General features: G+C 63.0%; 10 protein-coding genes and 1 tRNA gene. All 11 read right to left on the reverse strand.

The window, feature by feature from the left end; all coding sequences use genetic code 11:
* Positions 1 to 50 precede the first annotated feature (50 nt).
* The 11 genes from AC1PLU_RS16150 to AC1PLU_RS16200 all read right to left on the reverse strand — a co-directional run bounded on the left by AC1PLU_RS16150 (position 51) and on the right by AC1PLU_RS16200 (position 12546).
* Positions 51 to 203: a hypothetical protein gene (locus tag AC1PLU_RS16150; protein WP_481106747.1), complete on the reverse strand. Its 153-nt coding sequence runs from the start codon at positions 201 to 203 to the stop codon at positions 51 to 53.
* Positions 203 to 2083: a M61 family metallopeptidase gene (locus tag AC1PLU_RS16155; protein ID WP_317060225.1), complete on the reverse strand. Its 1881-nt coding sequence runs from the start codon at positions 2081 to 2083 to the stop codon at positions 203 to 205. The genes AC1PLU_RS16150 and AC1PLU_RS16155 overlap by 1 nt, the downstream gene beginning before the upstream one ends.
* 171 nt (positions 2084 to 2254) lie before the next feature.
* On the reverse strand, positions 2255 to 2590 hold the full coding sequence (gene cyoD / locus AC1PLU_RS16160; RefSeq protein ID WP_006450195.1) for a cytochrome o ubiquinol oxidase subunit IV: 336 nt from the start codon (positions 2588 to 2590) through the stop codon (positions 2255 to 2257).
* Positions 2590 to 3219, reverse strand: a complete 630-nt coding sequence (gene cyoC / locus AC1PLU_RS16165; RefSeq protein ID WP_006450194.1) for a cytochrome o ubiquinol oxidase subunit III — start codon at positions 3217 to 3219, stop codon at positions 2590 to 2592. The genes cyoD and cyoC overlap by 1 nt, the downstream gene beginning before the upstream one ends.
* A complete protein-coding gene (cyoB, locus tag AC1PLU_RS16170) occupies positions 3216 to 5216 on the reverse strand; it encodes a cytochrome o ubiquinol oxidase subunit I (RefSeq protein WP_006450193.1) in 2001 nt (666 codons plus the stop codon). Before cyoB ends, cyoC begins: the two co-directional genes overlap by 4 nt.
* The gene (gene cyoA / locus AC1PLU_RS16175) at positions 5216 to 6166 is read right to left on the reverse strand and encodes a ubiquinol oxidase subunit II (RefSeq protein WP_023903131.1); all 951 of its coding nucleotides are present in this window, start codon (positions 6164 to 6166) and stop codon (positions 5216 to 5218) included. The genes cyoB and cyoA overlap by 1 nt, the downstream gene beginning before the upstream one ends.
* Positions 6167 to 6529: 363 nt before the next feature.
* Positions 6530 to 6605 (reverse strand) — tRNA-Thr (locus tag AC1PLU_RS16180).
* A 182-nt stretch (positions 6606 to 6787) separates the two neighbouring features.
* A complete protein-coding gene (ispH, locus tag AC1PLU_RS16185) occupies positions 6788 to 7738 on the reverse strand; it encodes a 4-hydroxy-3-methylbut-2-enyl diphosphate reductase (protein WP_481094853.1) in 951 nt (316 codons plus the stop codon).
* Between the two features lie 79 nt (positions 7739 to 7817).
* Positions 7818 to 8330 carry a signal peptidase II gene (gene lspA, locus AC1PLU_RS16190; RefSeq protein WP_006450190.1) on the reverse strand — a complete coding sequence of 171 codons (513 nt, stop codon included), beginning with the start codon at positions 8328 to 8330 and terminating at the stop codon, positions 7818 to 7820.
* Between the two features lie 343 nt (positions 8331 to 8673).
* On the reverse strand, positions 8674 to 11505 hold the full coding sequence (gene ileS, locus AC1PLU_RS16195) for an isoleucine--tRNA ligase (protein ID WP_481106748.1): 2832 nt from the start codon (positions 11503 to 11505) through the stop codon (positions 8674 to 8676).
* 6 nt (positions 11506 to 11511) lie between these two features.
* Entirely contained in the window at positions 11512 to 12546 is a 1035-nt protein-coding gene (locus tag AC1PLU_RS16200; RefSeq protein ID WP_481094855.1) for a bifunctional riboflavin kinase/FAD synthetase, read from the reverse strand.
* Between the last annotated feature and the right edge of the window lie 2 nt (positions 12547 to 12548).

The following is a 12548-nucleotide window of genomic DNA, read 5'->3' on the forward strand; positions in this document are numbered from 1 at the left end:
TACGTGGGAGGCAGCGGCACTGTCTGCCACTTGGCTAGCGCGATGTCTTTTTATCGATCGATCGATCGGTCGGTATTGGTATCAGCATCAGCATCGGCAGAAACGAGGATCACGCCGGAAGCTGCATGATCGATCGCAGCCGACCATGCAGCTCCGGCTCCTGCCATTGCCCGCTCGAACAGCTCCGAGCGGGCAGCGCCCATCAACGTGCCTTGTACAACTCGCTCAAGCGATCCGGCTTGCCGGCGATGCGCTCCAGATGCGGATACAGCAGGCCGCCGTGGTAATCGATGCGCACGGTGTCGTAGCGATCCAGGCGCTTGACCAGCAGCTCGATCGGCGCGGTGGTGCCCTTGGCCGCCGTGATCGCGTCCTTGATCACCTCACTGCTGAAGGCGCGGCCGTTGACCGCCACGATCGTGTTGCCGGCGATCAGGCCGGCATTGAAGGCCGGGCCGTCCCACAGCACATCACCGATGTCGCCAGAGGCTTTCAAGGACACGCCAAGCGAATAGGCCAGATTGGCGTCCTTGTCGTCGCTCTCGTCGGCCTTGGTGGCCAGGTTCGGCTCCTCGTTGTAGACCAGCTTCCAGCCATTGGCTTCGATGCCGCCGTTCAACGACCCGTGCCCGTCCATGCGGCTGCGCAACAGGCTCGCCCAGTCGTAGGCGGCCACGCCGTTGAGCGTGGTCACGATGTCGTCGAAGGTGTACGGATTGACGTCCCAATCGCCGTTCTTCATGCCGAAGAACGCCTTGCCGAAGTCGTCGATGGAGCGCTTGTTGTTGGTCAGCGCGCGCAGCTTGCTGTCCACTTCCAGCCACATCATCTGGCCTCCGGAATAGTAGTCCTCGCTCATCTGGTAGCTGCGGTACGCCTTGGGCCGGCGCATCGACATGGTCGGGTCGTTGGTGGTGTCCTGCACGGTGCGCCAGGCCATGCCGGGGCGGCCACGTTCATAGCTTGCCGCCACGCCGGCCAGCATGTCGCGCGCCTGATCCTGCGTCCACAGGCCCGAGCGTGCGGCCATCACTTCGCCCCAGAACTGGGTCTGGCCCTCGTACAACCACAGCAGGCTGTCGCCCATCGGCACGTTGAAATTGGGCGTGGCCAGATCCGCGCCACGGCGATACTTGCCGTTCCAGGAATGGTTGAATTCGTGCGCGAGCAGGTCGCGCCCCGTCCAGCTCTTGTCCCACTCGGTGAAATACGTCGGCACGCCGCTATTTTCGCTGGAGCGATGGTGCTCCAGGCCGATGCCGCCCAGCTTCTTGGTCAGCGCGAGCAAAAATTCGTAATGGTCGAAATGCCGCGCGCCATACAACTTGTCCATCTGCTGCACCAGCGCCGCATGCGCCTTGATCTGTTCGGGCTTGGCGTCTAGCGACTTGGCTTCGTCGGCAAAGACGTTGAGGTAGACCGGCTGCTTGCCGCCGCTCAGCTCCACGCGCTTGTAGTACTTGCCGGCGAACATCGGCGAGTCGACCAGGTCGTCGAAGTCGATCGGCTTGAAGGTCACCGTGTCGCCGACCCGGCTCTGGGTTTCCAGCGCGGTCGCGTAGTCCCAGCCCTTGGGCAAGGTCACACTGGCCTGCGTCTTGATGTTGCGTGCGAAGACACCGGCAGGATACAGCGCGGTGGTATTCCACTGCAGGTTGAGCATTTCCGGGGTCATCATCACCCGGCCCTGGTTGCTGGCCTGCGGAGAAAGAAACTTGAACTCGGCTACCAGCTCGGTGGCGCCCTGCGGCACATCGATCTTGAAGGCATACACGTCGAACTGATCGCGCGTCCACGGCACCACCTTGCCATCGACCTTGATCACCAGACCGGCGAGCTTGTCGATCGGCCCGGTCGGCGAGTGATTGCCGGGGATCCACTGCGGATACAGCAGCGTCATCGGGCCGGGCTTTGCCGGCATGGTGGTCCTGACCTTGAAGATGCGGTGCGCCAGATCGGTGGCATCGACATCGATCTTCAAGCTGCCTTCGAACGGCACGTCCTGCGGCGGCGCGGTTTGCGCGGCGGCGGGCAACGACAGCGCTGCCAGCAGCGACACGGACAACAGGGTGGGCATCTTCATCGCAACTCCGCAGGTGACCTGGAAACAGGCAAGCCCACGATGCTAAGCGCCCACCACGGCTTCCCCGTATGCCATTGGTCATGCCGCAGGCAAATTCATGCGCAAAAAAAAGCCGCCAATCGCTGGCGGCCTTCTTCATAACAGCATGACACGATCCGGCGTGGCGCCGTCTCAATGCATCATGTTGACGTTCATGTTGTGCAGCACCCACAGCGAACCGACGATCACGATGCCGATGATCAGCAGCGAGAACAGGCCCACCTGCACGTTGGAACGCTGCTCGGGCGAGCGGTCCATATGCAGGAAGTACACCATGTGCACCAGCATCTGCACAGCGGCCATCAGCGAGATCACGATGACGGTGACGCCCTTGGAGAACGCCCCGCTCATCACCATCGCAAACGGGATGACGGTCAGGATCACGGCCATCACAAAGCCGATCAGATAGGACTTCAGGCCGCCGGCATGTGCGTCGGCGGCGGTTTCATGCGCGTGGTGATTGGCCATTACAGCGCTCCCAGCAGATAGACGACGGTGAACACACCGATCCAGATGATGTCCAGGAAATGCCAGAACAGGCTCAGGCAGGCCAGACGCGTGCTGTTGCGCGGGGTCAGGCCGTTCTTGGAGATCTGGATCACCAGCACCGCCATCCACAACAGACCCGAGGCCACGTGCAGACCGTGCGTGCCCACCAGGGTGAAGAAGGCCGACAGGAACGCGCTGCGTCCCGGGCCCGCACCTTCATGGATCAGGTGGTTGAACTCCCAGACTTCCATGCACAGAAAGCCGATGCCCAGCAGCGCGGTGACGCCCAACCAGGCATACAGCCCGGTCATGCTGCGCTTGTGCGCGGAAATCATCGCGACGCCGAAGCTCAGGCTGCTGAACAACAGCAGGAAGGTTTCCACCAGCACGAACTTCAGATCGAACAGCTCCTTGGCCGTCGGTCCGTCCACCGTGGCGCCCGAGAGCACCGCATAGGTGGCGAACAGGCCGGCGAACAGCAGGCAGTCGCTCATCAGATAGACCCAGAACCCGAAGACGGTGTTGCCACCGGCGTCGTGATGTTCGTGGTCGTCGTGGCCGCCCGCGTGGGCGGCGTGGTCAAGCGTGGTCGAGGAAGACATGGTCATACCACCTTCGCGGCCTGCGCCGCATGTTGCTGTTCTAGCAGGGCAAAGCGTGCGTTTTCGATGCGCTCCACTTCGTCGGCCGGCACCCAGTAATCGATGTCGTCATCGAAGGTACGTGCGATGAAGCTGCCGATCATGCCGACCAGGCCAATGATCGCCAGCCACCAGATGTGCCAAATCAACCCGAAGCCCATCAGCACGCTGAAGGCACCGATATACACGCCTGCGCCGGTGTTGCGTGGCATGTGGATCGCTTCGTACTTGGACGGACGCACCCAGCCCTTGCCGTTCTGCTTGTCGGCCCAGAACTGATCGCGGTCGTCGATGTGCGGCAGCACGGCGAAGTTGTAGAACGGCGGCGGCGAAGAGGTTGCCCACTCTAGCGTACGGCCATCCCACGGGTCGCCCGTGTAGTCCATGTGCTCCTTGCGCTTCCAGACGCTGTAACCGATCTGCACCAGATTCAGGAAGATGCCCATGCCGATGATCGCAGCACCCGCAGCGGCCACGTACAGCCACGGCGCCCACTCGGGGTGGTTGTAGGTGTTCATGCGGCGGGTCATGCCCATGAAGCCGAGCACGTACAGCGGCATGAAGGCTACGAAGAAGCCGATGATCCAGCACCAGAACGAGGCCTTGCCGATCTTCTCGTTGAGCTTGAAGCCGAACGCCTTCGGGAACCAGTAGGTCAGACCTGCCAGGTAACCGAACACCACGCCGCCGATGATCACGTTATGGAAATGCGCGATCAGGAACAGGCTGTTGTGCAGCACGAAGTCCACCGCCGGAATCGCCAGCATCACGCCGGTCATGCCGCCGATGGTGAAGGTGATGATGAAGCCGATCGTCCACAGCACCGGCGAGGTCATGTGCACACGACCGCGGAACATGGTGAACAGCCAGTTGAAGATCTTCACGCCGGTCGGGATCGAGATGATCATCGTCGTGATGCCGAAGAAGGCATTGACGTTGGCACCCGAGCCCATGGTGAAGAAGTGGTGCAACCACACTACGAACGACAGCACGCCGATGCACGAGGTGGCGTAGACCATCGAGGTGTAGCCGAACAACCGCTTGCGGCTGTAGGTCGCGATCAACTCGGAGAAGATGCCGAACGCCGGCAGGATCAGGATATAGACTTCCGGGTGGCCCCAGATCCAGATCAGGTTGACGTACATCATGGCGTTGCCGCCACCGTCGTTGGTGAAGAAGTGCGTGCCCAGGTAACGGTCGGCACCCAGCAACGCCAGCGCCACGGTCAGGATCGGGAACGCGGCGATGATCAGGATGTTGGTGATCAACGCGGTCCAGGTGAAGATCGGCATGCGCATCAGGGTCATGCCCGGCGCGCGCATCCGCATGATCGTCACGAAGAAGTTGATACCGGTCAGCAACGTGCCTAAGCCTGAGACCTGCAACGCCCAGATGTAGTAATCGACACCGACCCCTGGACTGTATTCCAGCCCCGACAACGGCGGATACGCCAACCAACCGGTCTGCGCGAATTCACCGACACCCAGCGAGATGTTGATCAGCGCCGCACCGGCTACGAACAGCCAGAAGCTCAGCGAGTTCAGGAACGGGAACGCCACGTCGCGTGCGCCGATCTGCAGCGGCACGATCAGATTCAACAAGCCCGTCATGAACGGCATGGCCATGAAGAAGATCATGATCACGCCGTGCGCGGTAAAGATCTGGTCGTAGTGATGCGGCGGCAGCACACCTTCGCCGCCGTTACCCGCCAACGCCTGCTGGGCACGCATCATCGCCGCATCGGCAAAGCCGCGCAGCAGCATGACCAGCGCCACGATGATGTACATCACACCGATGCGCTTGTGATCCACCGAGGTGAACCACTCGTTCCACAGGTAGCCCCACAGCTTGTACTTGGTGATGGCGCCCGCGATGAGCAGGCCGAGCAGGCCGGCGCCACCGAGAGCGACCATAATGATCGGCTCGTGGTACGGAACCGCCTCGAGCGTAAGTTTGCCTAGCATCACTTGTCTCCAGAAGTGCACATGGCAACCGGCTCTGCAGCCGATGCCTGATGGTCGCCGTGGCCTTCGCCATGGCCTTGCGGACCGTGACCCGGACCATTCATGTATTTGTCGACCAGCGAGCGGAACATGCCGTCCTGCACCGACGAGTAGTAGGTGACCGGATACTGTTCTTTATCGTTGCGATTGGCGGCCAGCACTTGGTACTCGGCGGCAGTCAGCGCCTTCGGCGATGCCTTGACCTTGGCCACCCATGCATCGAAGCCGGCCTGATCGACCGCATGCGCCTTGAAGCTCATCTTCGAAAAACCGTGACCGCTGTAATTGGTGGACAGGCCGAAGTATTCGCCCGGCTCGTTGGCTACCAGATGCAGCTTGGTTTCCATACCGGCCATCGCGTAGATCATCGTGCCCAGGTGCGGGATGAAGAACGAATTCATCACCGTGTCGGAGGTGATCTTGAAGTTCAGCGGCGTGTGCACCGGGAAGGCGATTTCGTTGACCGTGGCGATGTTCTGATCCGGGTAGATGAACATCCACTTCCAGTCCAGCGAGACCGCTTCGATGGTGAGCGGCTTGACGTCCGAATCCAGCGGCCGGTACGGATCCAGCGCATGCGAGGAGCGCCAGGTCAGCACTGCCAGCACCAGGATGATCACGCACGGGATCGACCACACCACCACTTCGATGGCGGTGGAGTGCGACCAGTCCGGCTCGTAGCGCGCCTTCGTGTTGGACGCGCGGTATTTCCACGCGAACGCGATCGTCATCACGATCACCGGGATGACCACGATCAGCATCAGCACCACCGAGGTGATCAGCAGTTGCTTTTCGTCGTGGCCGATCTGGCCTTTCGGATTGAGGATGGCCGAGTTGCAGCCTGCCAACAGCAGGAACGGCAATATCAGGCCTGGACGAAGTACACGCCCGAGATGTTTCAACGGAATCATCGGTCGATCCAAGTGCGAAGGAACGCCAGCCTCATGCGTCGCGTCCCCTTTCGGGACATGTCCGGCAGCGCTCTTCCTGAAGAAAGATGACCGCGCAGACCGAAGACACGGGGTAGCCTCCTAATTTTAAACTTTGCTGCACCTGCACGAAACCCATCGGCCATGATCTGCCGCAATTAATGCGCGCAAACGTATGCGACATGTTGTCGCAGCGCTGCGCAGGGCAGAAACGATGCGGTTGCGGACCTGCACAATCAGGCCTGCGTGATGTGCAGCGTCTATGGCTGCTAGCGCGCTGAGGTGTGCGTGCATCCGCACAAAACGCAACTGGGCCGACCAATGGCCGACCCAGTGTTGAAGCGATGGTGCCGGAAATAGGAATCGAACCTACGACCTACGCATTACGAATGCGCCGCTCTACCAACTGAGCTATTCCGGCGAGCCGTGAATTGTAGGAGCGGAGCCAGTCTGCGGTCAATCGCCGCTGCTGGAGCGGGCCGGGCATTGCGACGTCATGCGCCGGGTTGCGACTGGAGAAGGTCAGTCAGCTGACAACTGAAAGGCACCCCACACGCGCCAAACCGAATCACTACTCGCCAAGCCCATTTACAAGCCCCTGCTTCAGCTAACCAAACGCAACCGCAGTTCCTTGGGTAGCGCGAACACCATCGATTCCGGCTCGCCTTCCAGCTCGGAGACGCTCTCGGCACCCAGTTCGCGCAGCCGCGCCAGCACCCCATCCACCAGCACCTGCGGCGCGGAAGCGCCGGCGGTCAGGCCGATGTGCTGCTTGCCGACGATCCAGGACGGGTCGATCTCGCTGGCGTTATCGATCAGGTAAGACTCCACCCCGTCGCGCCGTGCCAGCTCGCTAAGACGGTTGGAGTTGGAGCTATTGGGCGAACCGACCACCAGCACCAGATCGCATTGGCGCGCGAGATCGCGCACCGCGTCCTGGCGGTTCTGGGTGGCGTAACAGATATCGTCGTGGCGCGGTCCCTGCATCGCCGGGAAGCGTGCACGCAGGGCCTCGATGATGCCCATGGTGTCGTCCACCGACAGCGTGGTCTGGGTGGTATAGGCGAGGTTTTCGGGCTGGCGGATCTGCAGCGTGGCCACCTGCTCGATGTCTTCGACCAGATAGATCGTGCCCGGGCCGCGCTCACGGCTCCACTGCCCCATCGTGCCTTCCACTTCCGGATGCCCGGCATGGCCGATCAGCACCACATCGCGGCCGGCCCGGCAGTGCCGCGCCACCTCGAAGTGCACCTTGGTCACCAGCGGACAGGTCGCGTCGAACACCTTGAGCCCGCGGCGCTCGGCCTCCAGGCGCACCGCCTGCGAGACGCCGTGTGCGCTGAAGATCACCGTGGCGTTGTCGGGCACCTCGTCGAGTTCTTCGACGAAGACCGCGCCGCGCTGCTTGAGGTCGTCGACCACGAAACGGTTGTGCACGACTTCATGGCGCACATAGATCGGCGCGCCTAGCGTCTCGATCGCACGCTTGACGATCTCGATCGCACGGTCGACGCCGGCACAAAAACCACGGGGATTGGCGAGCAGGACTTCCATGGCGGGCATTCTACGGGAATGGGGAATCAGGAATCGGACCGGGCGGCGTGCGCCCGCAGGAACACTTCAGCCTCGATTGCTAATTTTTGATCCCTGACTCCCGCTTGCCAGACTTGTCGAACAGACCGAATACCGCGATGCCGATGGCGCCGCCCACGATCGCCGAGTCGGCGATATTGAACGACGGCCAGGTGTGGCTGCCGATGTACCACTGGATGAAATCGACCACGTGGCCATGCATCAGGCGGTCGATCACGTTGCCGATCGCCCCGCCGATCACCAGCGCATACGGCAGCGCGCTACGCCACTCGCCGCGCGCGGTGCGCGACAGCCAGAACGCCAGCAGCCCGCTGATGCCCACCGCCAGCGCGGTGAAGAACCACAGCTGCCAGCCGCCGGCATCGCTCAGAAAGCTGAAGGCCGCGCCGGTGTTATAGGTGCGGTACCAGTTCCAGAAGCCGTCGATGACCGGCACGGCGGTGTACTCGGGCAGGCTGGACAGCACCCAGGCCTTGCTCCACTGGTCCAGCCCGACCACGAGCGCAGACAACAGCAACCAGATCAGGGCGGAGGGTTTGGGGCGTTGACTCATGTCGAGAGGTCGCAATTGGTTGTGATTTCTCCGACGCCGGAGAAGATGCCTGGATGGCGTTGGAGATGGCGAAAACTAAACAACGATGACCAAAGCTGGATGACAGGCAAGCGAGGATGGCATGGACGCTTCAGCCAGCTGCCATGCCCCGCTCTGGCGCAAGCGCGAGCTTCAGCAAGCGTCACAACGCATCAGGCGTAGCGGTCAGCGCCGCGTAAGCGTGTGGCGCAGCGCAGCAGCCTGTAAATAAAGCAGCGGCCCGTTCCAGCGCAGCACGTTCTACGAAAAACATCGGCACTACGCCGCGGAATCTTCCGCCGCGTAGTGCCGTCGATGCCCCGCATCAGAACCAGCGACGCAGCTCGCCCGGGCCTTCGAGATTGCTCACGCAGCGGCTGCACAGTTCCGGGTGACGCGGATCGCTGCCCACGCTGGCCTGGTGGTGCCAACAACGCACGCACTTGGCCTTGGTGGTCGGCTGCGCGCTGACGAAGATGTCGTCGGTGCTGGCTGCGGTGACGGTCACATCGCCACTGATGAACAAAAAGCGCAGCTCCTCGGCCAGCGGCTGCCAGCGCGCAGCGGTCTGCGCATCGGCGGCGACGGTGATCTCCGCTTCCAGCGCCGCACCGATCGCCCCGTTGGCACGCATCGGCTCCAGCACCTTGGCCACCTGCTCGCGCAAGGCCAGCAATTTGTCGAAGTCGGCACTGGTCAACGCGGCATCGGCCGGCAGTGGCGCCAGGCTGTCGTACCAAGTGGCGAACAGCACGTTGTCGGTGTGCTTGCCCGGCAGATAGCCCCACAGTTCTTCGGCAGTGAAGCTCAGCACCGGCGCGATCCAGCGCACGAACGCCTCGGCCACGTGATACATCGCGCTCTGCGCCGAACGACGGCCGCGCGCATCCTCGGCCATCGTGTACAGACGGTCCTTGGTCACATCCAGATACAGCGAACCCAGGTCCACGCTGCAGAAATTCAGCAGCGCCTGCACGATCTCGGCGAAGTCGTAGCGCGCATACGCGGCGGCGATCTTTTCCTGCAGCTCGTGCGCGCGATGCACGATCCAGCGGTCCAGCAGCACCATGTCGTCCAGCGCCACCAGATGCTGCAACGGATCGAATCCATGCAGATTGCCGAGCAGAAAGCGCGCGGTATTGCGCAGGCGGCGATACGCATCGGCGTTGCGCTTGAGGATCTCCTGCGACAGCGACATCTCGTTGCTGTAATCGGCCGAGGCGATCCACAGGCGCAGGATGTCCGCGCCCAGGGTCTTCATGATGTCCTGCGGCTCGATGCCGTTGCCCAGCGACTTGGACATCTTGCGGCCGTGCTCGTCCACGGTGAAGCCGTGGGTCAGGCACTGCTTGTACGGTGCGGCCTTGTCCATCGCCACGCCGGTCAGCAGCGAGGACTGGAACCAGCCACGGTGCTGATCGGAGCCTTCCAGATACAGGTCGGCCGGCTTGGGCAGGCCGCGATCCACCAGCACTGTTTCATGGGTCACGCCGGAGTCGAACCACACGTCCAGGATGTCGGTGATCTTGTCGTAATCGGCCGCCTCATCGCCCAGCAGTTCGGCCGCGTCCAGCGTGTACCACACGTCCACGCCGCCCAGTTCCACGCGGTCGGCCACCTGGCGCAGCAACTCGGTACTGCGCGGATGCGGCTCGCCGGTTTCGCGATGCACGAACAAGGCGATCGGCACGCCCCAGGTGCGCTGGCGCGAAATCGTCCAGTCCGGACGCCCATCGACCATGCCGGCGATACGCGCCTGGCCCCAGGACGGATACCAATGCACGTTTTCGATCGCCTTGAGCGCATCGGCGCGCAGGCTGGCCTGCTCCATCGAGATGAACCACTGCGGCGTGGCACGGAACGCGATCGGCGTCTTGTGGCGCCAGCAATGCGGATAGCTGTGCTCCATCTTGCTGGCGGCCAGCAGCACGCCGGTGTCGCGCAACGCATCGATGATGATGTCGTTGGCCTTCCAGATATGCAGCCCAGCCAACACGGTGTCGCCTAGCGGCGGCGTCGACGGCAGATACACGCCGCGCCCATCCACCGGATTGATCTGCGCAGCGCCGTAGCGCTCCAGCAACCCATACTGCTTGGAGACCTGATAGTCCTCCTGACCATGACCGGGTGCGGTATGTACAGCGCCGGTACCGTCTTCGGCGGACACGTGATCGCCCAGCAGCAGCGGAATCTCGCGCTCGGCATAGAACGGGTGGTTCAGCAGCATCTGTTCCAGCGCCGCGCCCTTGGCATGACCGTGCACCACCACCGTTTCCACGCCATAACGCAGCAGAGCCTTGCCGGCCAACGCCTCGGCAATCACCAACCAGCGCGGCTGGCCGCGATCGGCCGGGCCTTCGACCAGCACGTAATCCAGGTCCGCGCCCAGGCTCACCGCCAGCGAAGCCGGCAGCGTCCACGGGGTGGTGGTCCAGATCGGCACCGCCACGCCCACGCCGGCCGGCAGGCTCGCGCCGAAGGCGGCAGCGACGGCCGCCGGATCGCGCGCCGGATAGGCGATATCCACCGTCGGCGACACCTTGTCGGCGTATTCGATCTCGGCCTCGGCCAAGGCCGAGCCGCAATCGAAGCACCAGTGCACAGGCTTCACGCCGCGGGTCAGATGGCCGTTGTCGACCACCTTGGCCAGCGCGCGGATTTCATTGGCTTCGAAGCGGAAATCCAGCGTCTTGTACGGGTTGTCCCAATCGCCGATCACGCCCAGGCGCTTGAAGTCGCGCCGCTGCAGATCGATCTGCTCGGTGGCGTATTCGCGGCACTTCTGGCGGAACTGCGCCGCATCCAGCTTGACGCCGACCTTGCCGTACTTCTTCTCGATCGCGATCTCGATCGGCAGGCCGTGGCAGTCCCAGCCCGGGATGTACGGCGCATCGAAGCCAGCCAGATACTTCGACTTGACGATGATGTCCTTGAGGATCTTGTTGACCGCATGGCCCAGATGGATCTGACCGTTGGCATACGGCGGGCCGTCGTGCAGCACGAACAGCGGGCGCCCGGCCGCGTTGGCGCGCAGTTGCGCATACAGCCCCTCGCGCTCCCAGCGTTCCAGCATCGCCGGCTCGCGCTTGGGCAGGTCGCCGCGCATCGGAAATTCCGTCGCGGGCAGATGGAGAGTGGCTTTGTAGTCGTGGGTCACAGGTCTCTACCGTTGCGCTGCGTTGTCTGAAGCGTCTGCACTTGCATGTGCAGACGTTTGCGAGGAGCTCGCATGTTTATTGTCCGCACATGGAGGTGCGGGTTCTTGCGAGGGACTCGCATTAAGTACCGCACGCGCCTGCTCGGCATCGCGATGCATCTGCACGGTCAACGCCTCCAGGCCATCGAACTTTTCTTCGTCGCGCAGCTTGGCGACGAATTCGACCTCGATGTGGCGGCCGTACAAATCGCCCTGAAAATCGAACAGATGCGCTTCCAGCAGCGGTTCCACACCAGCAACCGTCGGTCGCGTGCCAAAGCTCGAGACCGACGGCCACGGCTGATCGGCCACACCATGCACCCAGGTCGCGTAGATACCCGACAGCGCCGGCGTGCGCGGAAAGCGCAAGTTGGCAGTGGGGTAACCCAGCGTGCGGCCGAGTTGCTTGCCGCGCACCACCCGCCCGCCGATGGCATACGGGCGGCCGAGCAGTTCGCCGGCATGCGCAAACTCGCCCGTGCCCAGCAGCTCGCGAATGCGCGTGGCAGAAATACGCTCGCCGCGCAGATGCACCGGGGCGATCTCGCCGGCCGCGAAGCCGTACTGCTCACCGAGCGCGCGCAGCAGGCCGATATCACCGCCACGCCGATGGCCGAAGCGGAACTCCGGGCCGATCCACACCTCTTTGGCGCACAACCGGCCAACCAATGCCAGCCGTACGAAATCCTCGGCGCTCATTGCCGCCAAGCGGCCGTCGAAACGAATCATGCCCACGCTGTCGGCGCCCAGGCCGTACAGACCTTCGATCTTGGCGCGGGCCAGCGTCAACCGCGGCGGCGGCGCTGCCGGAGCAAAAAATTCGCGCGGCAACGGCTCGAAGCTCACTGCCACTGCCGGCACGCCCAGCGCGCGCGCGCGTTCGACCGCGTGCTGCACCAATGCCCGATGCCCCAGATGCAGGCCATCGAAGGCGCCGATGCAGACCACGCTTCCGTGCGGGAACAGCGTCCCGCCCTCGACGTCTCTAAACAGCCTGCTCATTC

It is taken from the genome of Xanthomonas sp. NCPPB 2933, assembly GCF_056725225.1.